The 26,928-nt window shown below is 60.8% G+C and carries 17 protein-coding genes and 1 tRNA gene; 16 read left to right on the top strand and 2 right to left on the bottom strand.

The window, feature by feature from the left end; genetic code table 11:
• Window positions 1-14 precede the first annotated feature (14 nt).
• A complete protein-coding gene (nirB, locus tag HMPREF3055_RS07295; protein ID WP_005509080.1) occupies window positions 15-2,684 on the top strand; it encodes a nitrite reductase large subunit NirB in 2,670 nt (889 codons plus the stop codon).
• A 1-nt stretch (window position 2,685) separates the two neighbouring features.
• On the top strand, window positions 2,686-3,597 hold the full coding sequence (cobA, locus tag HMPREF3055_RS07290; protein ID WP_049356776.1) for a uroporphyrinogen-III C-methyltransferase: 912 nt from the start codon (window positions 2,686-2,688) through the stop codon (window positions 3,595-3,597).
• Window positions 3,598-3,904: 307 nt separating this feature from the next.
• Here cobA and HMPREF3055_RS07285 read toward each other — a convergent pair whose 3' ends face one another.
• Both HMPREF3055_RS07285 and HMPREF3055_RS07280 read right to left on the bottom strand, forming a co-directional pair.
• Window positions 3,905-4,870, bottom strand: coding sequence for a DUF6318 family protein (locus HMPREF3055_RS07285; RefSeq protein ID WP_070642513.1), 966 nt, complete (start codon window positions 4,868-4,870; stop codon window positions 3,905-3,907).
• A gap of 338 nt (window positions 4,871-5,208) precedes the next feature.
• Entirely contained in the window at window positions 5,209-6,159 is a 951-nt protein-coding gene (locus tag HMPREF3055_RS07280) for a DUF6318 family protein (protein ID WP_070738740.1), read from the bottom strand.
• A gap of 1,460 nt (window positions 6,160-7,619) precedes the next feature.
• Between HMPREF3055_RS07280 and ileS the strand changes: the two genes are divergently transcribed.
• From ileS to HMPREF3055_RS07205, 14 genes are all read left to right on the top strand, one after another.
• The gene (gene ileS, locus HMPREF3055_RS07275; protein ID WP_005505755.1) at window positions 7,620-10,961 is read left to right on the top strand and encodes an isoleucine--tRNA ligase; all 3,342 of its coding nucleotides are present in this window, start codon (window positions 7,620-7,622) and stop codon (window positions 10,959-10,961) included.
• 146 nt (window positions 10,962-11,107) lie between these two features.
• Window positions 11,108-12,769 carry a bifunctional folylpolyglutamate synthase/dihydrofolate synthase gene (locus HMPREF3055_RS07270; RefSeq protein WP_070738738.1) on the top strand — a complete coding sequence of 554 codons (1,662 nt, stop codon included), beginning with the start codon at window positions 11,108-11,110 and terminating at the stop codon, window positions 12,767-12,769.
• Between the two features lie 399 nt (window positions 12,770-13,168).
• Entirely contained in the window at window positions 13,169-13,846 is a 678-nt protein-coding gene (locus HMPREF3055_RS07265) for a TenA family protein (protein ID WP_070738736.1), read from the top strand.
• Window positions 13,847-14,196: 350 nt separating this feature from the next.
• The gene (locus HMPREF3055_RS07260; RefSeq protein WP_070738734.1) at window positions 14,197-14,859 is read left to right on the top strand and encodes a vitamin K epoxide reductase family protein; all 663 of its coding nucleotides are present in this window, start codon (window positions 14,197-14,199) and stop codon (window positions 14,857-14,859) included.
• A 281-nt stretch (window positions 14,860-15,140) separates the two neighbouring features.
• The gene (locus HMPREF3055_RS07255) at window positions 15,141-15,380 is read left to right on the top strand and encodes a hypothetical protein (RefSeq protein ID WP_012903409.1); all 240 of its coding nucleotides are present in this window, start codon (window positions 15,141-15,143) and stop codon (window positions 15,378-15,380) included.
• A gap of 556 nt (window positions 15,381-15,936) precedes the next feature.
• On the top strand, window positions 15,937-19,791 hold the full coding sequence (locus tag HMPREF3055_RS07245) for an Rne/Rng family ribonuclease (protein ID WP_083318022.1): 3,855 nt from the start codon (window positions 15,937-15,939) through the stop codon (window positions 19,789-19,791).
• A gap of 496 nt (window positions 19,792-20,287) precedes the next feature.
• Window positions 20,288-20,599 carry a 50S ribosomal protein L21 gene (gene rplU / locus HMPREF3055_RS07240; RefSeq protein WP_005505764.1) on the top strand — a complete coding sequence of 104 codons (312 nt, stop codon included), beginning with the start codon at window positions 20,288-20,290 and terminating at the stop codon, window positions 20,597-20,599.
• Between the two features lie 40 nt (window positions 20,600-20,639).
• The gene (gene rpmA, locus HMPREF3055_RS07235) at window positions 20,640-20,897 is read left to right on the top strand and encodes a 50S ribosomal protein L27 (RefSeq protein WP_005505766.1); all 258 of its coding nucleotides are present in this window, start codon (window positions 20,640-20,642) and stop codon (window positions 20,895-20,897) included.
• 193 nt (window positions 20,898-21,090) lie between these two features.
• A complete protein-coding gene (gene obgE / locus HMPREF3055_RS07230) occupies window positions 21,091-22,698 on the top strand; it encodes a GTPase ObgE (RefSeq protein WP_070738728.1) in 1,608 nt (535 codons plus the stop codon).
• Window positions 22,699-23,121: 423 nt separating this feature from the next.
• On the top strand, window positions 23,122-23,871 hold the full coding sequence (nadD, locus tag HMPREF3055_RS07225; RefSeq protein ID WP_049360451.1) for a nicotinate-nucleotide adenylyltransferase: 750 nt from the start codon (window positions 23,122-23,124) through the stop codon (window positions 23,869-23,871).
• A complete protein-coding gene (locus tag HMPREF3055_RS07220; RefSeq protein WP_070738726.1) occupies window positions 23,864-24,934 on the top strand; it encodes a sulfite reductase subunit alpha in 1,071 nt (356 codons plus the stop codon). Before nadD ends, HMPREF3055_RS07220 begins: the two co-directional genes overlap by 8 nt.
• A gap of 66 nt (window positions 24,935-25,000) precedes the next feature.
• Window positions 25,001-25,438 carry a ribosome silencing factor gene (gene rsfS, locus HMPREF3055_RS07215; protein WP_005505774.1) on the top strand — a complete coding sequence of 146 codons (438 nt, stop codon included), beginning with the start codon at window positions 25,001-25,003 and terminating at the stop codon, window positions 25,436-25,438.
• 195 nt (window positions 25,439-25,633) lie between these two features.
• Window positions 25,634-25,706: transfer RNA gene (locus tag HMPREF3055_RS07210), tRNA-Ala, on the top strand.
• A gap of 129 nt (window positions 25,707-25,835) precedes the next feature.
• Window positions 25,836-26,810 (top strand): cation diffusion facilitator family transporter, encoded by a 975-nt coding sequence (locus HMPREF3055_RS07205; RefSeq protein ID WP_049350108.1) that lies wholly within the window; start codon window positions 25,836-25,838, stop codon window positions 26,808-26,810.
• Window positions 26,811-26,928: the final 118 nt, after the last annotated feature.

Raw genomic sequence — 26,928 nt, 5'->3', positions numbered from 1 at the left:
AGGAAGGAAAATCCATGTCGCACACCCCCCGCAACATTCTCGTTGTCGGCGCAGGCCCCGCTGCGTGGCGTTTTGTACGCGCGTACCACGAAGGCGCTGAAGCTGCCGGTCGCGCAGCGGACACCATCACCGTCCTCAACGATGAGCCCTACATCCCCTACGACCGCGTTGCTATCGAGAAGATTTTCAAGGACACCGAGAAGGATCTGACCCTCGGTGACCCCGAACTGTGGAATGCAGAGAACATCAACCTGGTCAACAACTGCCACGCAGAGAAGCTTGACCGCACCCGCCGCGTCGTCACCGACACCGAGGGCAACGAGTACCCCTACGACGTGCTGGTCTTCGCGACCGGTTCCCGCGCGGTTCGTATCCCCATTCTTAACTCGGACGCCGCACACGTCTTCCGCACCATTGACGACGTGAAGAACATGGTCTCCGAGGTCAACCGTCTGCAGTCCACCCTGGGCCGCGCACCCCGCGGTATCGTCGTCGGTGGCGGTCTGCTCGGCCTCGAAGCAGCTGAGGGTCTGAAGGACCTGGGCGCAGAGCCCACCATTCTGGATGTGGCTCCCTGGCTGCTTTCCGTTGAGGTTGACCAGGGTGGCGGTTACGCCGTGAACGCCCAGATTAAGGCAACTGGCATTGAGATTGAGACCGGCGTGTACATCTCCGGCATCAACAAGGATGCTGACGGCAACGTCGTCTCCGTCTCCATCGCAGATTCTCCCTCCGAGGATGCAGAAATCCGCACCCTGCCCGCCGACATGGTGGTCTTCGGTGCCGGTATTCGCCCCAACGACGAGCTGGCACGCGACGCCGACCTGGCACTGGGCGAGCGCGGCGGTATTCTCGTCAACGACGCATGCCACTCCTCCGACGAGCACATTTGGGCTATCGGTGAGGTCGCCTGCGTACTGGGCCGCACCTGGGGTCTGGTCGCACCGGCTAACGCTATGGCTGACGCTGTTGCAGCTAACCTGCTCAACGACAACGAAGAAGCTCAGGTTGAAGAGTTCGACATCGCAACCAAGCTGAAGTTCTCTGGCGTTCAGGTCGCTGGCTTCGGTGACCGCCGCGGCACCACCGAGGGTTGCCTCGAGGTTCTGTTCGCAGACCCCGCACGCGGCATGTACCAGAAGATCGTGACCAGCGGCGACGCAAAGACCCTGCTCGGTGGCGTGTTCGTCGGTGACACCGCTCCCTTCGACTCCCTCAAGCCCCTGCTTGGCCGCGAGCTGCCCGCTGAGCCGAACGTTTACCTGACCGCAGCTGGCGGCGGCGACGGCATCCCCGACACCGAACTGCCCGACGACGCAATCCTGTGTTCCTGCAACAACATCAGCTTCGGTGCTGTCCGCGAGGCAATCGTTGACGGCAACCACGATGTTGCGTCCCTGAAGTCCTGCACCACCGCGGGTACCCAGTGTGGTTCCTGTGTTCCGATGCTGCAGAAGACTTTGGAACAGCAGATGAAGAAGATGGGTCTGACCGTCTCCAAGGCACTGTGTGAGCACTTCGACTTCTCCCGTGCTGAGCTGGCTGAGGCTGTGCGCCTGACCAGCCTGGACGACTTCGACTCCGTGCTGGCACGCTTCGGTCGCGGTGGCGACGGCTGTGCTATCTGTAAGCCGACCGTTGCGTCGATTCTCTCCTCCTTCCGCAACTCCTACGTCCTGGACGCAGGCCGCGGTGGTATTCAGGAGACCAACGACCGTGCGCTGGCGAACATGCAGAAGAACGGTACCTACTCCGTCGTTCCGCGTATTCCCGCAGGTGAGATTCCCGCTAAGAAGCTGGGTGTCATCGCAGAGGTCGCTGAAGAGTTCGGTCTGTACGTGAAGATCACCGGTGCACAGCGTATCGGTATGTTCGGTGCTCGCCTGGAGCAGCTGCCCTACATTTGGGAGCGTCTGGTGGATGCCGGCTTCGAGTCCGGTCAGGCATACGGTAAGTCCCTGCGTAACGTGAAGTCCTGCATGGGTTCGACCTGGTGCCGCTTCGGTGTTCAGGACTCGACCGGTATGGCAGTCCAGCTCGAGAACCGTTACCGCGGCCTGCGTTCCCCGCACAAGTTCAAGTTCGGTGTTTCCGGCTGTAACCGTGAATGTGCTGAGGCACAGGGCAAGGACGTTGGTCTGATTGCAACCACCAACGGCTGGAACCTGTACTTGGGTGGTAACGGTGGTGCGAACCCCGCTCACGGTCGCCTCTTCGTCAAGGACGCCTCCAGCGAGGACATCATCCGCTACATTGACCGCTACCTGATGTACTACATCCGTACCGCAGACAAGCTGCAGCGTACCGCTCGCTGGCTCGAGGATCTGGATGAGGAGCACGGCGACGGTCTGGCACACCTGCAGTCCGTCCTCATTGAGGACTCCCTGGGCGTGTGCGAGGACCTGGAGCGCGACATGCAGCGTCACGTTGACTCCTACGAGGACGAGTGGGCAGCAACCCTGCGCGACGAGCGCCGCCTGCGCCGCTTCCGTGCCTTCATCAACGAGCCCAACGGCAGCGACGAGGGTTCGCACCTGTACGTGCTGGAGCGCGAGCAGATTCGCCCCGCAACCCCCGAGGAAATTGCGGCGGCAGAAGCTGGCGAGTCCAACACCGTCCTGCTGACCGGTGCCAAGATTCCCGTGGGCAAGCCCAGTGACCTCAACCCGGTCCCGGCAGCGTAGTATGTGCCCGAAGATTCCTCCGTTCCCGCCCCGCGAGTTCGCCACTATTGACGAAATCCTCGCGGGCGGGGCGCCCGGGCACACCCTGGACGATAGCGTGACGGAACGCGGCATCCTTCTGCCCGGCGAGCCTGCTGAGAACCCCGGCAAGGTCTACATTGTGGGTGGCGGCCCCGGTGCCGCTGACCTGCTGACCCTGCGTGCGGCACGTGCCCTGAGTGAGGCGGACGTGGTTCTTCTGGATCACCTCGCCCCGCAGGAGTACGGTGAGTACGCGCCGAACGCCCTCATTGTTGATGTGGGCAAGGTTCCCGGTAAGCACGCTGTTCCGCAGTCCCGCATTCAGCAGCTCATGATTGATTACGCGCTCTCGGGTAAGACCGTGGTGCGTTTGAAGGGCGGCGACCCGTACGTGTACGGTCGCGGCGCTGAAGAGCTGGATGCGTGCATCGCCGCTGGCCTGGAGGCCGAGGTTATCCCCGGCATTACCAGCGCTATTGCGGTTCCTGCGCGTGCGGCGATTCCGGTGACCCTGCGTAAGGTGTCCTCGATTTTCACCGTCATTTCTGGTCACTCCGGCCTGTCGGAGACCGAAGTTTCGGCGGTTGAGGCGACCCTGCGTGCACAGGGCACTGTGGTGCTGCTGATGGGCGTTCGCACTCTGCCCGATACGGTGGCGTCTCTGCTCTCTCGTGGGATTGAGGCTGACACGCCGCTGGCAACCATCGAGAACGGTTTCTCGGAGAAGGAGCGTGTGACTGTCACGACCCTTGAGAACGCTCAGGTGGATTGCGCATCGGTTAAGGCACCGGCTATTACCGTCATCGGTGAGGTCGTGCATTATGCTCGCGATAATCAGAACCGCTTTGTGAGCGAGGTTCACGAGCGTCTGCGTGAGCGTTCCACCTCCTAGAAGGCGGCGCGCCAGGTAGCTATGCGCTAGATAGTCCAGCTACGCGCCAGATAGTATTGCACAGCCCCGCATCCTTGGTTTTCCTAGTTGCCAAGGAGCGGGGCTGTTGCTGTGCCTGCTGGTATTGCTGTGCTGTAGTTGCCACCTGCCGGGCGCTGAGGCGCTCGCTGGCGCAGTAGCGGGGGAGCGCTGCGGTACAGAAGCACAGGAACATACGAAAGCGGGGCGGGTATCAGTTGATACCCGCCCCGCTTTCATCAGGGGCGCTGCGCTCAAATCCTAATCTTGGAGCTTAGAATCTCAGAGCCTAGACCTTGAAATCGCTGCTGCTACCGGAGCTAGAGCCACCGGAGCTGCCGGAGCCGCCACCGCTAGACTTGCTTGCAGAAGCAGAGGGACCCTCAAAGACCTTGCGGAATTGGTCGCTGTACTCCGACACGAAGTACTCGCGGCTGGTCACGCGCCACTTGCCCTCGGCGTACACCACGTAGATCACGACATCCAGGGTGCTTGCCTTCTGAACCTCACCCGTGCCCTTCTGGTAGATGGTGTATTCCTTGACGACATCCCGGCAGGGGAACGCCACAACAGCCAAATCGGAAGAGGCAAGAGCCTTCGCATCGAGATCGTCACGGATGCTCAGCTTACTCTCGTAGTCCTTAGTCCAACCACCCGCAGCGTAGAGCTTAGCAATAGCCTTCAGATTGTTGACCAGACCGCTGTCAGCGCCGTGGACCAGACCCTTGAGGTACTGCAGGTCGCCGTTGTACATCGCAGCAATGTACGCGCTCTGGTAAGCAGCCAGGGTCTTGTAGGCGCCCTCGAGACTGACGGTACGCTGAGCCACCGTATCAATGACCGGGATCGGGACGTTCTTCGCGGGGGAGGTGTCGGTCGGCTCAACATAGTGCGCAATGGCGGGCTTGTACTCGTACTTGACGTCGCCAATGTACTTCTTATAGTCCTTCAAGAACTCGTCGGACGGAATAATCTTCGCGCTACTACGGCTTGACGAGGACGAAGACGAAGCGGAGGCCGAAGCCGAGGCAGACTCAGAAGGCGAAGCCGACACAGACGCCGAGGGGGAGGCGGAGGCGCTCGGGGAGCCGGAGAAAGTGTCGCCGCTACCGGTGGGGCGAATATCCTTGTTGAAGGCGCATCCTGCTAGAGCCAAAGCACCGGCGGTCAGACCGCCAAAAAGAACGGTGCGGCGGGTCAATCCGTTTCGGTCGTTAGCAGAGAAGCTGGTGTGTGCACTCGGCCGGAAGGACATGGTATCTCCTGAAAGTGGTTGATCGAGGTAGCTCGCTTCACAACGCTGTGATGCGTACGAAAGGATCCGCCTCATCGTTTTTGTATTGTGTGCGGTACAGGGGGGGGTACCGGGATACGGGTGTGCCGGAGCGTGAACTGCGGCGGTATGAAGTATCCACTTCTTACTATAGAAGACTGGTTTTAAAACTTCGTCAAAAAACCCTGAACATTGTCTTTAAGACGCAATAACCCAAAGTCGGTGAGGTGCAGGGGAGTGCGCCTCCTCGACTTTGGGCTAGTGCATATGGAATTGATGAGACGGGCTGCTCTCGACTAGGGTATTAGACCCCTGCGGATTTAGACCTTAGTGGAGCCGCGACCCGAGGACGAAGAACCGCTAGAACCTGCGGAACTGGAACCAGCGGAACCAGCGGAACTAGAAGAGTCGGAAGAGCCCTTGCCGCCATTCAGACGCTCGTTCAGATAATCGTTGCCGATTCGCCACCACTTACCCTCGGTGTAGAGCATCACGTGCGGAATGGCTACCTGAGTAATCGCCGGTATCTTGCGTTCGGTGCCGTCCGGCTGATGGATGGCGGTGGCAGAATACTTGGCGTCCATCATGATTTCTACGTAGCCGTCACCGTTCTTCAGGGCGGTTCGAGGCTCCGTAGTCCGCATGGAAATGCTGCACGTGAAGTCCATGTACCAGCCGTTCTGCTCATACAGTTCCTTGACCGCCTTGACCTCATCAATGGCGCTCTTGTCTGCCGGGTAGGTCAGCTCAATCGCCTGATCTGCATAGTGGCCATCCTTGAGTGCGGTGATCTGAGCACTGTAGTAGGCGCGCAACGTCTCGTAGGCGCCCTGGAAGGTCGGTTCTTCACGGTGCGGAACGGTCTTGAGGGGCTTAGGTACGTTCTTCGCAGGGGAAGAATCCGTTGCGGGCTGGTACTCGCCCATGTATTCGCCGGTCAGCTTCAGAGGGCCGGGGTACTTTTCCCAACCCTCAACGAGTGCATCCTCAGATACGGGTACGCGTGCCGCGCTGGACGAGCTGCTCTTAGCACTTGCTGATGCGGTCGCCGAAGCAGACTGTGAAGCAGTTGGTGAACTAGACGCAGAAGCGGTCGCGCTCGCGGACGGGGTGGGGGAGCCTACCTTAGCTTTTGCTTCTTCGCTCAGCGGGCGAATATCGGAGGCGCAACCAGCCATGAGGGTTGCCACACCACCGAGCAGTAGGGCGCGGCGGCTGACAAGGCGGGAAGCGGCAGAATGGGTGCTCGAAGAGCGGGTAGGCGAGAGCATCGGTGAACTCCTTGAATTATGCCGAGGCGGGCTCGGGGCACCCGGCGGCGGGCGCGTGGTTGTATGGCGTGTTGGGTGAGGTCGTGAAAGGGGGCAAAACTTCGGGTAGGTGCCGCGGTTTTAGTCCCCGTCCGGAAGGAGCCTCGGGTGCGTACATGCTGCTGGTGGAGCGAACGGATACGCGGTGAACTCATCGTTGAGACTGCTGTGTTCACACCCCGGTGAGAGGGCAGATGCTATCGAATCGTCATTGATGTGTTGCACGATTCATTTTAGACTATTTTGAGCTCAAAATGCACGAAAATACACCTTAGTAATTCCTGGGAGCCTATAGACTGCTCAAGATATCAATCACCGTAAAGTATTGCGAGTGCACCTAAATAGCTGGGGATTATTTGAAGGATGGAGCTTCAGGAGGTGGGGTGCTCGCGTATCAGATGAAGTGATTTCAGTCATATTTATGGCCCGAAAAATGAAAGAGCCTCGCCCCGGTGTTCGCAAAAGATTGGGGAGGGGAGAGGGGGTGGCTCAACCTTCTGAATGCGAGGAGGCCTTCAGTAGTCCAGGAGAAATACCCGATTCAACAAGGGGAAACCCGCTCGGAACCCCCGAAATATGCACTCTATTCACCCGCTATGCATTGCTGAATCATTCAGAAAAACCGGTTCCCACACGGGATATTGAGGGGGTGAAAACATGCAGGGGTGAATATCTAGTGGAATTACATCGGTGTTCACCCCATATCTTGTGGTTGCACTGACTGCAATCCCGCAGGTTCCCTTGAAAAAATTGAAACCCACTTAAAGCAACACTGGGGGAATGTAAAAACATACATCCTTAAACACGCCCGAGTGCAGGGTGAGGCAAGACCCCTTAAGCCCCCTACTCGCTCTAAATATCGCCGAACGAAGAACCATTCTGTTTTACGCCCTCGGCATCGGCGCGTCTGAAAAGTACTGTTCAAACCCACACCCCGCGGGGTTGCATACAGGCACAAAAGCCACATAAACTATTAGTGTTTGCAACGACCCGGCCATCACCGGCGAGCAATTCGGAAGAACGGACCGCACCTGCGGGCACCCGCCAATCGCTGCGGCGAGGGTGTCTTAGCGGAAGAGATGTAGTCCCAGTAGAACCGGACGGTTAAGCCCGATATAGCTGTAATAAGCGACTGATACCCGCCCAACGCGCCGCTCTTCCGGTGGCTAGGTATCGCGGACACGCGACACCCCGCTAGCCCCGGGAGGGTTCGGTGCGTTGAGCTGTTAAATCAGTAAGCAAGGTGGTACCGCGCCGCATCCCGACCCCCGGCACAACCCGGGCAAGTCAGCGATGCCCAGGCGTCCTTGCACCCGTCATGTCAATCCTCACCCGCTGAAACGGTGCGGACGACGAGTGCTACGTACCCTGTCGCCCCAACCTCTCAGCGTTGAGAACAACAGATAAGGGCGCACAAACACATGTCCCATGTTTACCCCAAGGCGAGCGCCTTCGAAGCCGCAGGAAGCGGCGTCACCGCATCGCCCAAGTTCCCCGCGCTGGAAGAAGCAGTCCTCGACTACTGGAAGAAGGACAACACCTTCTCCGCATCCGTTGAGAACCGCCCCGCAGGCGAAAACGGCGAAAACGAATTCGTCTTCTACGACGGCCCTCCCTTCGCTAACGGCCTGCCCCACTACGGCCACCTGCTCACCGGCTACGCCAAGGACCTCGTCGCACGCTACCAGACCCAGCGCGGCCACAAGGTAGAACGCCGCTTCGGCTGGGACACCCACGGCCTGCCCGCAGAACTCGAGGCAATGAAGCAGCTCGGCATGACCGACAAGCGCGAAATCCTCGAAATGGGCATCGACAACTTCAACGACGCTGCCCGCGCATCCGTGCTCAAGTACACCAACGAGTGGGAAAAGTACGTCACCCGCCAGGCACGCTGGGTCGACTTCGAAAACGACTACAAGACCCTGAACGTTGAGTACATGGAGTCCGTCATCTGGGCGTTCAAGCGCCTCTACGATAAGGGCCTGACCTACCAGGGCTTCCGCGTGCTGCCCTACTGCTGGAAGGACGAGACCCCCCTCTCCAACCACGAGCTGCGCATGGACGACGACGTGTACAAGGACCGCCAGGACCAGACCGTCACCGTCGCATTCCGCCTCACCGCAGACACCGCCCTTGGTGCTGACGAGAAGGTCGCCGCAGAACTCGACGGCGTCGAAGCACTCGCATGGACCACCACCCCCTGGACCCTGCCCACCAACCAGGCGCTCGCCGTCGGACCCGAGATTGAATACTCCGTTGTACCCGGTGCAGGCAAGTTCGAGGGCCGCTCCTTCCTAATCGCCTCCGACCTGCTCGGCTCCTACGCTAAGGACCTCGGCTACGAAGGCGACCAGCCCGAAAAGGACGCAGACGCAGCCGTCACCGCACGCTACACCGGCTCCCAGCTCGAGCACGTGCGCTACACCCCGCTGTGGGACTACTTCGCAGACGCCGAAAAGTGGGGCACCGAAACCTCCTGGCAGATCCTCGTCGCCGACTACGTCACCACCGGTGACGGTACCGGTATCGTCCACCAGGCACCCGCCTACGGTGAAGACGACCAGAAGGTCTGTGAAGGCTACGGCATCCCCGTGATCCTCTCCCTCGACGAAGGCGCAAAGTTCCTGAACCTCTTCGCCGAGCCCACCGCCTCCGGCTCTACCGCTCTGGCTGAGATTGCAGGCGTGCAGGCATTCGACGCGAACCGCACCATCATCAACGCCCTCAAGGCAGACGATGTGCTGATCCGCGAGAAGTCCTACGTGCACTCCTACCCGCACTGCTGGCGCTGCCGCACCCCGCTCATCTACCGTGCAATCACCTCCTGGTACGTGAAGGTCACCGACTTCAAGGACCGCATGTACGAGCTGAACAAGCAGATCAACTGGATCCCGGAAAACGTGAAGTACGGCCAGTTCGGCAAGTGGGTTGAGAACGCACGCGACTGGTCCATCTCCCGTAACCGCTTCTGGGGCTCCCCGATTCCCGTGTGGGTTTCGGACGACCCGAACTACCCGCGCATGGACGTGTACGGCTCCCTCGAAGAGCTCAAGGCAGACTTCGGCCGCCTGCCCCTGAACAAGGACGGCGAACCCGACCTGCACCGCCCGTACATTGACGAGCTGACCCGCCCGAACCCGGACGACCCGACCGGCAAGTCCACCATGCGCCGCGTGGAAGACGTGCTCGACGTCTGGTTCGACTCCGGCTCCATGCCCTACGCGCAGGTGCACTACCCCTTCGAGAACCAGGAATGGTTCGAGAACCACTACCCGGCAGATTTCATCGTCGAGTACATCGGTCAGACCCGCGGCTGGTTCTACGTGTTGCACGTACTGGCGACCGCGCTCTTCGACCGCCCCGCGTTCAAGAACGTCATCAGCCACGGTATTGTGCTCGGCTCGGACGGTCAGAAGATGTCCAAGTCCCTGCGTAACTACCCGGACGTCTCCGAGGTCCTCGACCGCGACGGCTCCGACGCGATGCGCTGGTTCCTGATGTCCTCCCCGATCCTGCGCGGCGGCAACCTGATCGTGACCGAGCAGGGCATCCGCGAGGGTGTTCGCCAGGTCATGCTGCCGCTGTGGAACGTCTACCACTTCTTCGCCCTGTACGCTAACGCCGCCAACAACGGCGAAGGCTACAGCGCAAAGCTCAAGTACGACTCGCAGCACGTGATGGACCGTTTCATCCTCGGCAAGACCCGCGAACTCATCGAGCAGGTCACCGCAGCGATGGACTCCTACGACATCTGGAACGCCTGCGAATCCCTGCGCCAGTACGCCGACGCACTGACCAACTGGTACGTGCGCCGCTCCCGCGAGCGCTTCTTCAACGAAGACACCGACGCATTCGACACCCTCTACACCGCACTGGTGACCGTGTCGAAGGTTGCCGCGTCCCTGCTGCCGCTCAGCAGCGAGGAAATCTACCGTGGCCTCACCGGTGAACGCTCCGTGCACCTGGCTGACTGGCCCGAGGCATCCGCTTTCGCTGATGAGTCCGACCTGCTGGCTCTCATGCAGACCGTGCGTGAGGTCTGCTCCGCAGGTTCGGCACTGCGCAAGGAAAAGAAGATCCGCGTGCGCCAGCCGCTGCAGAAGATGACCGTGGCGATCGCACCTGAGCAGTTCGCAGCCCTGGGCACCGCTTTCGGTGAGAAGGGCGCGGAGTACTTCGCGAACATCGTCGAGGACGAGCTGAACCTGCGCCAGGTGGAGCTGGTCAGCGCCGACACCGTCGACCCCGCCGACTACGGTATCTCCCAGCAGCTGAAGGTCAACGCACGTGCGGCAGGTCCGCGCCTGGGCAAGCAGGTGCAGGTTGCCATTAAGGCATCCAAGTCCGGTGACTGGACCGTGACCGAGGACGGTACCGTCCTGGTTGGCGTTGCCGCTCTGGACGGTGGCCTGGCTCTGGAAGAGGGCGAGTACGAGCTGGCAACCGTGGTTGCCGCTGACGCTGAGGGTGCTGAGCACACTGCGGCTGCGGTTCTGCCCGGCGGCTTCCTGGTCCTCAACATTGAGCTGACCGACGAGCTGGTTGCCGAGGGTATCGCCCGCGACACCATCCGCGCTATTCAGCAGGCACGTAAGGACGCTGACCTGAACGTTGCGGACCGCATCAACCTGAGCATCGCGGCACCGGAGGAAACTCTGGCAGCTCTGCGCGCCAACGAGGCACTGGTGACCGGCGAAACCCTCGCCGTGTCCCTGCAGCTGAGCGAAGCAGCCGAGCTGAGCATTAGCGTCGCCAAGGCATAAAACGCCTGAACCGTACGGCCGTCCCGCCCCCTTGATTGGGCGGGGCGGCCCGTCGTCTATCCCGCCGCACGGTTATTCCGCCGCACGGTGGGCCCCCGCCGGCACTGGCTGGTTATCCCAGTCCGGCTATCCCAGTGAGGAGAACAATGAGCGAGAAGAATTACCCCGCAATTCCCGACCCCGAGGGCGTGGAGCGGGTCTACGGTGAACTGCTGGCGCGAGCACCCGAAAACAAGATGTCGCCGCGCCTGGACGCTGTGGCGCGCGCCGTCGAAATCCTCGGCGACGTGCACCGTGCCGCGCCGGTCATCCACATCACCGGCACGAACGGCAAGACCAGCACCGCCCGCATGATCGAGGCGCTGCTGCTCGGCCACGATCTGCGCGTGGGCCGCTTTACCAGCCCGCACCTCGAGAGCGTCACCGAGCGTATCTGCATTAACGGCGCGCCCGTACCGGACGCCACCTTCGTGCGCATTTGGGAGGAAATCGCCCCCTACCTGCAGATTGTGGACGCGGAGATGACCTCCCGCGGCGAGCCCGCCCTGACCTTCTTCGAGTCCGTTACCGTGCTCGCCTTCGCGATTTTCGCGGACGAGCCGGTGGACGTGGTGGTGCTTGAGGTCGGTATCGGCGGCACCTGGGATTCCACGAACGTTGCCGACGGCGTGGTTTCCGTGGTTACCCCGATCGGTCTGGACCACACCGACATGCTGGGCGAAACCCTCGCCGAGATTGCGACCGAAAAGTCCGGCATTATCAAGCCCGGTGGCTTCCTGGTTTCTGCGGCACAGGACCCGGAAGCGGCGGACGTGCTGCTCGCCTCCGCCCGCGAGAAGGAAGCATCCTTCGCCTTTGAGGGCGTGGAGTTCGGCGTTGTCTCCCGTGAGCTTGCGGTCGGCGGTCAGCTGCTGACCCTGCGCGGACTGGCGGGCGAGTACCCGGATGTGCCGCTGTCCCTGCACGGTGCGCATCAGGCGCAGAACGCCGTGGTGGCTCTCGCCGCCGTGGAGGCGTTCTTCGGCGGTCAGCGTCAGCTGCCCGAGAACGTGGTGCGTACCGCGTTTGAGACGGTGCGCTCGCCGGGCCGTCTGGAGGTTGTGCGCACCGAGCCGCTGACCATCCTGGATGCGGGCCACAACCCGCACGGTGTGCGTGCGTCCGCGGCTGCGCTGACTGAAGCGTTCAAGCTGTCCCACCTGCACGCCGTGGTCGGTATTTTGGGTGAGAAGGATGCTCTGGGCATGTTTGAGACCATGCGCGAAGAGTACGTTGACGCTTCTGACGGCACGTTCCGCCTGTACTTGGCGGCGTCGGATTCGCCGCGTGCGATTGCGCCGGAGCGTCTACACGAGCTGGCGCTGGATGCGGGTCTGGACGAAGACTCGATTGAGGTGTTTGAGCACCTGGACGAGGCGATTGCCACCGCCATGGAGAACGCACTCTTTGAGCAGGAGTCAGCGGGTGTGCTGATTACCGGTTCGATTACGGTCATTGGTGAGGCGCGTACCCTGCTGGCGGCGCATGAGGAGGCGAAGACCCCCGGCGCTGAGGCTGAGGAGCTGCCGGATGAGCTGGGCGCCGAGGGTGCTTATGCGGGTTCTGCGGGCGCGGCGTCGGCTTCGACTCTGGCTGCCGCGGCGGCTGCGGCTGCCTCTGCTGAGCCGGATGAGCTGCTGGACGGCATCATGGCTGAGCTGGGTGGCGAGTCTGCGGCGGGTTCTTCGCTGGAGGATTCGCTGGGTCTGCCGCTGGGCGATTCGTACACCGATGATTTCTTCGGTGATGACGAAGACTCGGACAACTAAAGCGGTCTGTTGAGGTTACAGACATGAGGCGGGGTGCCGCCCTCCGGCTAGTATTTCTAGTATTTATTGGCTGGGGGAGTGGCACCCCGTTTTTTCGTGCCCCCGCTTTTTATGCCTTTGCCCTCATACTCCCACTCGAACGCATGATTTCTCACGTGTTCCCATGGGCTCTCACCTAACCCCAATCGCCCGAATTTGACCGGCATCATCCGCCCTCACCCACCCAAAAAATCGAAAAGAACGAAAATTTGCGGGCACCGGGGCGCAAAACCGGGCACGCCTCCACGACACGGTGCTATATTCACTGAGGCGCCGGCCCCAACGTTCGAGGCCGCACCAACACACCCGCACACATACGCATACCAGCGACGGTATGCCACATAGCGAAAGGCACCCATCATGCCCGCACCCTTCACCGATTTGATTGGCACCGATTCATTCACCGAGTCCCTGCGCCAGGAGAACATTGCCACCTGGCTCTCCGCCACGAATCACCGCTTTGTTGCTGAGCTTTTTGACGGCTCGATTGCCCCGCAGGTCATGGCGGGCTACCTGGTGCAGGACTACCGCTTCCTGGACACGTTCCTCGCGCTGATTGGTGGTGCTATCGCCAACGCTGATACTCTCGCGGGCCGTCTGCGCCTGGCGCAGTTCGCCGGTGAAATTGCTGGTGACGAGAACACCTACTTCCTGCGCTGCTTTGAGACTCTGGGCGTGACCGAGCATCAGCGTGAATCCATGCCCGATACGGAGGCGACCACCGGCTTCAAGCGTCTCTTCCTGGATGCGGCGGCAAGCGGCAGCTACGCGGCGATTCTGTCGGTGCTGGTGGTTTGCGAGGGCCTGTACCTGGATTGGGCGTCGAAGGCTCCCGCCAAGCGCCCGGATTCTTTCGTGCACCACGAGTGGATTACTCTGCACGACTACCCGGAGTTCCGTGAGCTGGTTGATTTCCTGCGCCGTGAGCTGGACCGTGTGGGCCCGGCGGATGCGCAGGCTGCCCGCGAGTTCTTTAGCCGCGCGGTGGAGCTGGAGCAGCAGTTCTTTGACGATTCGTACACCCACCCGCTGCCCTAGGTAATACCGCCCTAGGTAATGCCCCAGATAAAGCCCTAGAAATATCCCGTGGAGACCCCCGGAAGGTTCCGCCCGCCGCTAAATTGCGGGCGCCTCCCGGGGGTTTTCGCGCGTTAAAGACTTCCCGAATACGCCTCGAAAGCGCCCGGAACGAGCCCCGAAAAAGCCCCGAAAACGCACCCATCTGCGTAAAATAGCACGTCATAAACGGAACATACAGGCTAACAGTGTGCCATTTGGTGTTGTGAGAGGCTAGGATAAATGGGGTACCGCTTCCGGGGTGCTGGCTATGCCGCGCCGGTATGTACCCGCTACTGCACGAGGTGAAACACACTATCTAAAGGAGTCGTATGAGTACCGCCGCATCGAGTACTACCGAGCCCAACCACACTGAGGCAGAAAAGCAGCACGGGCGCAAGGGAACCGCTGGCGGCTACTCTGACCGACAGCTCGGGTTCTGGCTGATTGGTGCGGGTCTGATTGCGCTGATTTCTTCGGCGATTCTGGTGTATGAGCGCCTGCAGATTTACATTGATGCCGGCCACTCCACGGTCTGCGATATTAACGCCCTGCTCAGCTGCGGTACGGTGATGCGTACCCCGCAGGCGGAGGCTTTCGGCTTCCCGAACCCGTTCATTGGCCTGGTGGGCTTCTCGATTGTGGTGACTATCGGTGCCGCGATGATGGCGGGCGCACAGTTCAAGAAGTGGTTCTGGGTCTGCATGGACATTGGTTTGGCGGTTGCGACCGCGTTCATCATGTGGCTGTGGTACCAGACGACGTTCCAGATTAACGCGCTGTGCCTGTTCTGCATGATCGTGTGGGTTATGACCATCACGCTTTTTGTGAAGACCACGGTCCGCAATATTTCGGTGGGGGTTATCCCGGCGTCGCAGTCGATGCGTGAGAGCGCTCGCGGCTGGTCGTGGTTTGCGATTAGCCTGTGGTTGATCCTGATTTTCGGCATTATTGTGATCCGCTTCTTTGAGGTCATTGTGAATATGATGCGCTAAGCATTGAGCTGTACCGCCCCGGTACCTGTTGGTGCCGGGGCGTTGCTGTACCCGCAGGCAGAATGTGCCGGTAGATTGCGGCAGGAAGAATGCAGCGGGTAGCGGGGGAGGTGCCGGTGACCCGAGCCGTGAAGTCAGCGGGGAGGCGGCGCGGGTGCGTATAATGGTCAGGTATATTCATGAGCGGCATCAGCCGGGACCGCCCGCGGGTTTTGCCTGCGGCGTTGACTGCCCGCCGTTCTGCTGGACACTAGATTCTTGATACCCCTTCGAGGAGAACCGTGAAGACTGCCGGAATTGCCGCAATGGGCGCTGCTGCCGTTATTTTTCTGACTGCCCTGCTGTTGCTGACCGCCGGTCACTTCTCGTTGCTGTGGGTGATTCTGCTGGTGGTTTCTCCGTTCGTTTTCATTCTGGGTGTTCCGTTTGCGACTGGATCTGGTCCGGAGTACCTGCCGACTGACCCGAAGCTTGCTCAGCAGGCTCGTGAGGCGCGCGATGCGGAGCTGGGTCTGAACTAGTCCCTCCTCTGAAAGTTTTTGAAGCCGGGTGGTGCGTAGTGGCACGCCCGGCTTTGCTGTACCCGCTATGGTGCTCGCCGCAGTGCCCGCGCATCCTGGTGGGAAGTGATGCCTGGATTGGGGGTCCTGGGTGGCTTAGAGGCACCCGCTACCGGGTATAATGAAAGACGGTGTCTTGTGCGCCCCGCACGCGCATGAAGATCCCCACCAACGCATCGAGGGAGAGTACCCGATGAGCGCCGGCTATAAGCCGCGGAGCATAACTGTCGCACCGCGCGTGCCGCCCGCCTCGGCGAAGAAACCCGAAGACCGGCAGGGCACCCAGGAAGGGTGTGAGCGTGCCGTGCTCGAGAGCGAGGTGGCTGTGACCGTCGCGGCGCGCTCTGCGTTCCGCCCGCTCGCCCCCTACGGCAGAAGCACTGAATGAGATAGTGCCCGCGAAGAACGCGCACCGTAGGGTGAGGCTTGAGCCGCGGTGGCAGCAACTAGGCTTTGCGCTGTATGCGCGCTGTTAAAATCCTTGCGGTGCGGAGCAGGGTGTAACGAAAGAAGATTAATGTCTGACGAGAAGAACGTCGAACTTGGGGTTTTTGAGGCGCTGAACGCCCTCGCGGAGGAGAAGAACGCCTCTGCAGAGACCCGTGAAACTCTGCGTAAGAATGTTCGTGAGAGCTCTGAGGCTCAGCAGGGTGCTGAGCGCCGCCGTCCGGGTCGCCCGAAGAAGGAGAAGGCTCCTGAGGTTCCCCTGGATGAGGCGATTGCTGCTGGCCTGACCAACCTGCGTAATGCTAAGGCTAAGCACGCGCCGGCACCGAAGGTTGCCGCTCCCGTTGCGTCTGAGACCGAGGTTGCTTCTACCCTCGATAGCCTGTTTGCGGCTGCTGAGAAGAAGGCGGCTGAGCCTGCTGTTGAGGAGAAGACCGCAAAGGTCGAGACCGTCGAGAAGACCGCGAAGGTTGAAGAGGTCGCCAAGGTTGAGAAGGTTGCTAAGACCGAGACCGTGGAGAAGACCGCGAAGGTGGAGGAAGTTGTTGCCCCCGCCGCTGAGTCTGCCGAGCCTGCCGTTGAGGTGAAGGAAGAGACCGCCAAGGTTGAGGTCGTAACCCCCGCACCGGCTGAGAAGGCTGAAGATCCCGCTGAAGAGGCTGCCGCAGAGCAGCCCGCCGAGGCTGCTGCGGTTGCTGAAGAATCCGCAACCGAAGAAGCTGCACCTGAGGCACCTGCCGCAGAAGAGTCTGCTGAGGAGCCCGCGGCTGAGGAGCCCGCAGAAGCTCCCGAGCCGGTAAAGACCATTAGCGACCTGCAGCGCGAGAAGCTGCAGGAACTGCGCTCGCGTACCCCCATGGGTGCGATGCCGCTGTTCATGGCGCCCGAGCCGGAGGAGCTGAGCGAGCTCGCTGTTGCCGCCAAGCTGGAGCGTGAAGCACGCCGCGCCGCTGCCGAGGAGCAGAAGCGTAAGGAGCGCATGGAGCGCCGCCGCGAGGAGGCTGCCGCTGAGGCTGAGGTGACGAGCCACCGTCGCCGTCGCCGTCGCCGCGGTACCGAGGATATTGAGATTGAGGGCGGCGTTGATGATGACGTTGAGACCGTCACCAAGGTGCGTGCGCCGCGCCTGGCTGACTCTCACGCATCCAACACCGTGACCGGTGTGCGCGGTTCTACCCGCCTGGAGGCGAAGCGTGTGCGCCGCCGCGAGTCCCGCTCCCTGGGCCGCCGCCGCCACATCGTGACTGAGGCTGAGTTCTTGGCTCGCCGCGAGTCCGTGGACCGTCAGATGCTGGTTCGTCAGAAGGACGGCCGCATCCAGATTGGCGTGCTTGAGGACGGCGTGCTGGCTGAGCACTTCGTGTCCAAGACCCAGCAGGATTCCCTGATTGGCAACGTGTACCTGGGTAAGGTTCAGAACGTTCTGCCCTCCATGGAAGCTGCGTTCGTTGACATTGGACGCGGCCGCAACGCTGTGCTGTACGCGGGCGAGGTCAACTGGGATGTTACCGGTCTGGACGGTGCGCCCCGCAAGATTGAGAACGCCCTGAAGCCCGGCGATTCGGTTCTGGTGCAGGTCACCAAGGACCCGATTGGTCACAAGGGTGCCCGCCTGACCAGCCAGGTTTCCCTGCCCGGTCGCTTCCTGGTGTACGTGCCGGGCGGTTCGATGACCGGTATTTCCCGCAAGCTGCCCGACACCGAGCGTGCTCGCCTGAAGAAGATTCTGAAGGACAAGCTGCCCGAGGGTGCTGGCGTGATTGTTCGTACCGCGGCGGAGGGTGCTTCTGAGGAGGAGCTGACCCACGATATTAACCGTCTGCGTGCGCAGTGGGAAGAGATTCAGGAGAAGGCTAACTCCCGTAAGGTACTGGCTCCGGAGATGCTCTACCAGGAGCCCGACCTGATGATTAAGACCGTGCGTGACGTCTTCAACGAGGACTTCACCGCGATGATTGTTCAGGGAGAGAACGCCTGGGATTCCATCGAGGCGTACGTGACCTACGTGGCGCCGGACCTGGTTTCCCGCCTGCAGCAGTGGGATGGCGAGGATGACCTCTTCGACCACTACCGCATCAACGAGCAGCTGGCGAAGGCTCTGGATCGTAAGGTGTACCTGCCTTCGGGTGGTTCGCTGGTGATTGACCGCACCGAAGCCATGACTGTGGTGGACGTGAACACCGGTAAGTTCACCGGTAGCGGCGGCAACCTGGAGGAGACCGTCACCAAGAACAACCTGGAAGCTGCTGAGGAGATTGTCCGCCAGCTGCGTCTGCGCGATATCGGCGGCATTATCGTCATTGACTTCATTGACATGGTGCTTGAGTCGAACCGCGACCTGGTTCTGCGTCGCCTGATTGAGTGCCTGGGCCGTGACCGTACCAAGCACCAGGTGGCTGAGGTGACCTCGCTGGGTCTGGTTCAGATGACCCGTAAGCGTCTGGGTACCGGTCTGCTTGAGGTCTTCTCGGAGCCCTGTGAGCAGTGTGCTGGCCGTGGCCTGATTGTGCATGATCAGCCGCTGAGCGGCCGTAGCGGTGGCGCGTCGGATTACATCCACCGCCATGAGCGTAATGACCGTAAGCGTAGCCGTGCCGCTGCCCGCGAGGATTCTCGTGACCAGCAGAAGCAGGATGCTCTGGAGTCGAAGAAGGCTGAGCGCCGTAACGCTATGGCTGCGGTGGCTGCCGCATCCGCTCAGGCTGATGAGGCTTCGGATGAGACCACTTCGACCCGTAAGAAGCGTAAGCGTCGCAAGCGTTCGCGCCGCGCGGAGACCGCTGAACTGTCTCTGGAGCAGGAGATTCAGAGCATTGCTGAGGTTGCCAGCGAGCAGGCCCACGCGGAGGTTGCTCAGCGTGAGGACAAGGTCGCTGAGGTGACTGGCGGCAACTGGATTGGCGAGCAGGGCGGTTTCTCCCTGGAGCAGCTGGCGAGCGCGTTTGACCGCGTGGAGGAGGAGTCCGCTGAGGATTCCTCGAATGGCTCTGACCAGGAGCGTTCTGCAGAGGACCGTTCGGAGGAGCGTCGTTCGTCCAAGCGTGGCGAGAAGAAGTCTTCTCGTAACCGCCAGCGCCGCGAGCTGACCGATGCGGATATTGCCGCTGTGGAGGATTCCGGTGCGGGTGCGCTGGAGGACGAGCACCACGTTGACCCGGAGCTCGACCCGCGCTTTAGCCGCTCTTCGGATCGTTTCGAGGCGATTCGCGCTGGCGAGGCGAAGGCTCGTGCTTCTCAGAAGGCTGGCCGTCTTGCCCGCACTGAGGGTGAGTCGTTCCGTTCGAACCGCGAGGATCGTGCGGCGAAGCGTCAGAACCGCGAGCAGCAGAACGCTGAGGCAACCTCCGAGAAGGCTCAGGAGTCCAAGCGTGTTGAGCGTGAGGATCTGCGCATTGAGGATGTCCGCGAGACTCCGCGTGCGTCCCGCCGCCGTGCGCGTCGTGCCGCTGATGAGAAGCGTGCCGAGAAGGCTGCTGAGCAGAGCGTGGCAACTGAGCAGAATGTGGCATCTGAGCAGGCACCCGCAAAGGATGGTAAAGTTGAGAAGTCCGCGAAGACTGAGTCTCGCCCGGTGGTGACCGGCGTGATTGGTGCTCCGGCTGTGACCGGTGTGATCGGTTCGGCTCCTGCCGCAGTTGAGGCTGAGGCTCCGGTTGAGGAGGCTCAGAAGCCTGCGGCTCAGAAGCCTGCGGCTCAGGTGCCGGGTTCAACCCCGCGTAAGCGTCGCACTCGCCGTGCGGCGTCGAGCGCTGGTGCTGGTGCTAAGGTAGTAACTGTTGACGCTTCCGAGCGTGCTGAGGGTTCCGTGGTTGCTTCCGCTTCTGTTGCGGATGTGGCTCCGGTGGCTGATGACGCTTCGGCTCCTGTCTTGTTCGGCATTGGCGTTGCCGCTGCCGATATTAAGCGTGAAGGTAAGGACGATTAGTCTTTAGCTTCCGATCATCGGAATTCCGATGGTGTGTATGTTGCGCCCCGGCGGGGTGGAGTAATCCACCTCGCCGGGGTTTTTATGCCCGGTCTACCTGCGGTGTATCTGCCGGGGTTGAGTAGTATCACGTGCCGACTTCGTGCGTTCCGAAAATTTATCTATTGCGCGGCGCGTAGATCATGCCGTATCCTTAAGGACTGGTGTTTATCTCAGTGAAGCCCTATCGACGCAGGGCCAGCGGGAGACACCGCTCCCACCCGCATCGTCTTCGGCGCGGTCGAGTATTCGGCTGAGGTTGGAACGTGCGGGAGAGAGACACCACCGGTGAGCCTCGCGTGTTGGCTTCGGCGGGCAATCCCGTCGGAACGCACGGGCCGTTCCTCCTTGTTCGCGGTCATTTGATTGGCGGGGGAGGGCGCACAGCAATGAAAGCGCAGGCTGCTCATTCGTGTGAGATTCAAGAAGCAAGTTGTCGAGAAAAGTGAGTCCCATAGTGGCATACGCGATTGTACGCGCTGGCGGCCGCCAGGAGAAGGTTTCCGTAGGCGACCTCGTTACCCTTGACCGTGTTGCAGGCGAGCCCGGCAGCACCATCGAGCTGCCCGTGCTGCTGCTCGTCGACGGTGACAAGGTCACCGCTGACGCAAAGTCCCTGGCTTCCGCCAAGGTTGTTGCTGAGAAGGTTGAGGACCTGCGCGGTCCGAAGATCGTTATTCAGAAGTACAAGAACAAGACCGGTTACAAGAAGCGTCAGGGCTTCCGCGCCGAGCTGACCACCGTCAAGATTACCGCTATCAACGCGTAATTAAGACGACCGGAATTCAACCCTAAGGTAGGAATACAGAATGGCACACAAGAAGGGCGCAAGCTCCACCCGTAACGGCCGTGACTCGAACCCCCAGTACCTCGGTGTTAAGCGCTACGGCGGCCAGTCCGTCAACGCAGGCGAGATTCTCGTTCGCCAGCGCGGCACCCACTTCCACCCCGGCCTGAACGTTGGCCGCGGTGGCGACGACACCCTGTTCGCTCTGGCAGCAGGCACCGTCGAATTCGGTACCCGCAAGGGCCGCAAGGTCGTTAACATCCTGGCAGCAGCTGAGTAATACTCACCGCTAGGGCAGAGGGGGTAGGCGTTAGTCTACCCCCTCTCGCTATGACCTCGAATGCCGTGGATGCCCGTGCTGGGTTCCACGATGAGGCGCACCCCAACCCGGTCGCGCCTGCCGCCGCATCCGCAGCATGATTGGTGTGTGCCGTGCGGTGGCGAAGTGAAGATGTTCAAGATAAGGAGAACCCGTGGCAGAGTTCGTGGACCGCGTGGTCTTGCATGTATCTGGCGGTCGCGGAGGTAACGGCTGCGTCTCCGTGCGACGTGAAAAGTTTAAGCCCCTGGGCGGCCCTAACGGCGGTAATGGTGGTAATGGTGGCGCGGTGATTCTGCGCGTGGATAACCAGACCACGACCCTGTTGGAGTACCACCACAGCCCGCATCAGCACGCCCCGAATGGCGATATTGGTCGTGGCGATATGCACCACGGCTATAACGGTGAGGACCTGGTTCTGACCGTGCCGCAGGGTACTGTGGTGAAGGACCGCGAGGGTAATGTTTTGGCTGACCTGCTGCGTGTGGGCGACGAGTATGTTGCTGCCCATGGTGGTATGGGCGGTCTGGGTAACGCTGCGTTGGCTTCGGCTAAGCGTAAGGCTCCCGGTTTTGCTCTGTTGGGCACCCCCGGTGAAGAGGCTGATATTGTTCTGGAGCTGAAGTCCATTGCGGATGTGGCTCTGGTGGGTTACCCGTCGGCGGGTAAGTCTTCGTTGATTGCTGCGATTTCTGCGGCGCGTCCGAAGATTGCTGACTACCCGTTCACCACCCTGATCCCGAACCTGGGTGTGGTGCAGGCAGGCGATGTTCGCTATACCGTTGCGGATGTTCCGGGTCTGATTGAGGGCGCTTCTGAGGGTCGCGGTCTGGGTCACCGCTTCCTGCGCCATGTGGAGCGTTCTTCGGCTCTGGTGCATGTGATTGACTGCGCTACTTTGGAGCCGGGCCGCGACCCGATCAGTGACTTTGAGGTGATTCGCGGCGAGCTGCAGAACTATGAGGTTGACCCGACTGCGGGTGTGACCGTGCCGCTGCATGAGCGTCCGCAGATTGTGGTGCTCAATAAGATTGACGTTCCTGAGGCTCGTGAGCTGGCTGAGTTTGTTCGCCCCGAGTTTGAGGAGATGGGTTTCAAGGTCTTCGAGATTTCGACTGCTTCCCATGAGGGTCTGAAGTCCCTGATCTTTGCGATGGCAAAGCTCGTTGAGGAAGACCGCGAGGCTCGTGCCGCTGCCGAGAAGGAAGCGGAGCGCGTGGTTGTTGAGGCTCCTGTGGTTCGCCCGAAGGGCTTCCGCGTTAAGAAGAAGCAGGAGTTCATTATTCGCCGCGAGGAGCGTAACCTTGAGCCGCTGTTCCGCGTGATTGGTGAGAAGCCTGAGCGTTGGATTCAGCAGACTGACTTCAATAATGATGAGGCTGTCGGCTACCTGGCGGACCGCCTGGCGCGCCTGGGTGTTGAGGATGAGCTGTTCAAGGCTGGTGCTCGTGCCGGTGACGCCGTGGTGATTGGTGAGAATGACAACTCGGTGATCTTCGATTGGGAGCCGACCATGGTCGGTGGCGCTGAGTTGCTGTCCTCCCCGCGTGGTACGGACGCTCGTCTGGAAGAGATCATTCGCCCGACTCGTGCGCAGAAGCGTGTGGAGTACAAGGAGCGTATGGACGCGAAGGCGGAGGCTCGTGCCGAGCTGGAGTCCGAGCGCGCTGCAGGCGTGTGGACCGAGTCGGTTGAGTACCGCAAGAAGTTGAAGGAAGGCAAGGTCGACGAGAATATCGACATGCCGAACGTCGACGACTAGTAGCTGAAGCGTAGCTGTTGCCTAGACAGCTGTTGCCTAGACAGCTGTTTCATAGACAGCTGTTTCATAGACAGTGAGTGGTGCCGCGTACCGGGGTTTGGCTCCGGTGCGCGGTGCTTTCTTGTGTGCGGTGCTTTCTTTTGTGTTCTGTGGTTGCCGCTCGCGCCGGATGTGTGTGTTGGAACATGCGGGTGAGCCTGCGGTGAACCTGTGGTCGGGCGTGCTGGCTGGGTATTCCACTGGCGGCTTAGCTCACCCCCGTCATTTCGGTTTTTTTGACCGTAAGCAGGTAGCATAGAGGGGAATGTACGCGGGCACCGTTTTCGGTGTTGCGTACCTTCTGTGTACCTGCCCGCATCCGCACCTGTGGTGGCTCTTTAAGTTGCCGTGGTGCGGTCTCTGTCCCCAGCAAGGACGGCATTTGTGACTGACCAGCCTGTTCACCTTGATTTTGGTGCTCCGAGCACCGAGTCGATTCCCCCGCGTACCCCCGGTCGGGTGCGTCTGGGTGTGATGGGTGGAACCTTCGACCCGATTCACCACGGACACCTGGTGGCAGCTAGTGAAGTTGCCGCCGTGTTCGACCTGGACGAGGTTGTGTTCGTTCCGACCGGTCAGCCCTGGCAGAAGGTGGGGGAGCGGCACGTGAGTGACGCTGAGCATCGCTACCTGATGACGGTGATTGCGACCGCGTCGAACCCGCGTTTTACGGTGAGCCGTATTGATATTGACCGTGGCGGCGCCACCTACACCTTTGATACGCTTAACGAGCTGCGCGCCCTGCGCCCGGATGCTGACCTGTTCTTCATTACCGGCGCGGACGCGATTAGCCAGATTATGACCTGGCGCAATGCCCATAAGCTGTGGGATTTGGCGACTTTTGTGGGTGTGACCCGCCCCGATCACGATCTGGATCCGCCGCTGGCTGAGGGTCGTCATATTACGACCCTGAAGATTCCTGCGATGGCGATTTCTTCGACCGATATTCGTCGCCGCGCAGCTGAAGATGCCCCCATCTGGTACCTGGTGCCGGATGGTGTGGTGCAGTACATTGCTAAGTACGGCCTGTACAAGAAGGACGCTTTGACGGCGTACCGTGACGGCTTGCCTCACGTGAAAGATGAGTCTGGGCAGGCACCCCAATCGACGAATAATGAGGGAACACATGAGTGAAGCTACGGGTTCGAAGCCCTATAGCGAGGACGAAGCGTACCTCTACGAGACGTACGTGACCGAGGACGGCATTGAGGTGCCGCCGCCTACTAAGGTGATGGGTCCGCGCCGTCTTGCCCGCTACCGTGAAGAAGTTGCCGAGTACCTGCGTGCAGCCCGCCGCGGTGAGCCCGCGAAGCCTGTTGCGAATATGGGCTCCGTGATTCATGCGGACGCTATTGACCCGCAGGTTCTGGCTGTTCAGCGTCGTTTTGCGGCGCTGGCGGCGCAGGGCAAGATTGACACTGAGGCGAACGATGAGGAGAAGCTGCACGAGCCTGCTCCTCTGACCAGTAGCCTGCGTATTCTGCGTCCCGAAGAGATCGCGCAGAACCGTGTGGATGCGACCAGCCCCTCCGCGGTGGATAACCCGATGACTTCTTCAATCCCTGTCATTGCCGTGGTCAAGGAGGAGAAGCCGGAACCCGAGCTGCACCAGTACCTGGTGCGCGATGAGCCGAAGGTTGAGGAGCTGGACAGCTCTGACGTTGAGGCTGAGCAGACCGAGGTCGCTTCCGTTGAGGAAGAGACCGTTGAGGTTGCTGAGGTTGAAGAGTCTGCTGACGAACTGCCCACCCGCGTGAGCGCAGTGAACGCGCAGGGTCTTGACCTGAGCGTGCTGGATAGCGCCTCCGCTGGTGACACCGTGGATTCGGTGGACGGCGACCCGACCGTTGCTCTGAGCCCGGATGAGGTTGAGGAGCTGCTGCAGCGCATGGTGGATCGTCAGGATCCCGAAGAGTCTGCTGCTCTGGTTGAAGAGGTCACCGAGGACGCTGAGGAGTCTGAGGAGTCTGAGGAAGCCGCAGAAGACGGCGAGTCCAAGTCCGCTGAGTCGAAGTCTGCACCGGTGCCTTCCGCTGAGGCTTCGAAGGAAGCTGATGAGTCTGCTTCTGAGAGCGCTGTTGAGAAGGCTGAAGAGGTTCTGCAGCCTGCGCAGAAGACCTCCCTGGCGTGGCTGTGGATTGTGCTGTTGCTCGCCCTGGTCGTTGTTGGTCTGATTATGATTTTTGGCCCTAAGTAGGCCGTGAACAATGCACCCCTGTTGCGGGTGCTGCCGGCGGGTGTTCTGCCGGCAAGGAAGGAAAATATGACTGCTGCACAGTCCTCGATTGAGGCTCTGCGCATTGCCGCCCGCGCTGCGGAGGAGAAGCAGGGAACGAACCTGTTCGCTGTGGATGCTTCCGACGCGATGGGTCTGATTGATGGCTTCCTGGTGGTTTCTGCCCACAATGAGCGCCTCGTGAACGCCGTTGCGGATGAGGTTGAGGACGCTCTGCGTGAGCAGGCTGACCTGAAGCCGGTCCGCCGTGAGGGTCGTTCCTCGGGTCGTTGGATTCTGCTGGACTTCGGCGATATTGTCGTGCACGTTCAGCATGAGGAGGACCGCGAGTTCTACGCTCTGGATCGTCTGTGGGCTGAGGCTCCGCGTATTGAGCTGGGCGTTGAGAACGAGGCTCCCTTCGACATTGAGGGTGAGACTGAGGAAGATGCTGCACGCATCATTCCCGCTCAGGATGAGGCATAGGCTTCTGCTTGATTTTTAGCTGATGAGGGGTGGGCTCTGCTGGCGCTGTATGGTGCCGCGGGGTCCGCCCTTCTTGCTTAGCCTTTGGCTTACCCGCCGGGAACTTTTTGGATTTTTGGGTGCGCTGGTTTGCATCGCTGTCCGTGGTGTGTGTAATATATTCATGTTGCCTCGTTGAGGTCACTAACAGAATATGGGGATATGGCGCAGCTGGTAGCGCACCTGCATGGCATGCAGGGGGTCAGGGGTTCGAGTCCCCTTATCTCCACGTTTTCCTCGGTTGAGGAGCTTGTCGCCCGGTTCTTGTGAATCGGGCGATTTTGCTATCTGCCGGTAGTTTTCGGTAGCCGACAGTTCTTTAGAGCTGACGGTGTAGTGAGTAGTTAAGGAGCCACTCATGGGAGCGCACGCACATCACGGCCACGGCGGTCACCACGGGCATCACCACGACCATTCGCATGCCCCGAGCCCGGAGGACGCCGCCTCGATGCGTCCGCGACTGCTGATTGCGTTCAGTCTGGCGGTCGTTATTGTGTTGGCGCAGGCGATTGGTTCGTTGGTCACCGGAAGTCTTGCGTTGCTGACTGATACGGCGCACGCTGTTACGGATGCCTCGGGCCTGCTGGTGGCGCTTACGGCGGCTTCGCTCATGACGCGCCCGGCAACGTCCCGCCGCACGTGGGGTTTCCGCCGTATTGAGGTGCTTGCCGCCCTCGGGCAGTCGGTGCTGCTGCTGGCGGTGGGTATCTACACGGCGGTGGAGGGCGTGCATCGCCTGTTCGCCCCGCCGGAGGTGCCCGGCACCGAGCTGCTGATCTTTGGTGTGGTCGGCCTGGTGGCGAACGCTATTGGTATTGCGGTGCTGGCTACGGCGAGGAACGCGAACTTCAATATGCGTGCCGCGTTCCTGGAGGTGCTCAATGACGCCCTGGGCTCGCTGGGCGTGATTGTGGCGGCTATCGTGATTTGGCTGACCGGCTTCTACCAGGCGGATGCCCTGGCGGGTCTATTCATTGCGGCGCTGATTGTGCCGCGTGCAGTACGTTTGATGAAGCAGACCACGGCGGTGCTCATGGAGTTTACCCCGGACGGCCTGGACCTGGACGCGATGCGTGAGCACATGCTGCGCGTTGACGGCGTTGTAGAGGTGCACGATGTGCACGCCTCGATGGTGGCGACCGGTCTGCCAGTGGTGACCGCGCACGTGGTGGTTGCCGATTCATGCTTCCATGACGGGTCTGCGGTGACGATTCTGGACCATATCCGTTCGTGTGTGGCGAGCCATTTTGAGGTGTCGGTTGAGCACTCGACCTTCCAGCTGGAGACCGCCGAGCTGGGTGGTCGTGAGCCGGCTTCGATTCGCCACCCGTAGGCTGGCTCGCGTAGGTTTTGCCTCGCGTAGGTTTTGCCTCGCGTAGATTTTGCCCATGCTTCGCCGGCAGGTCTGCCCGCCGCGGTAGATAGAGCAGAAATAGCAAGCCAGAACAGGT

This window comes from Rothia sp. HMSC061C12, assembly GCF_001815755.1.
GTDB classification, from domain to species: domain Bacteria; phylum Actinomycetota; class Actinomycetes; order Actinomycetales; family Micrococcaceae; genus Rothia; species Rothia mucilaginosa.
The sequence above is the reverse complement of the archived record's forward strand: the minus strand, read 5'-3'. Positions and strand labels throughout refer to the sequence as shown.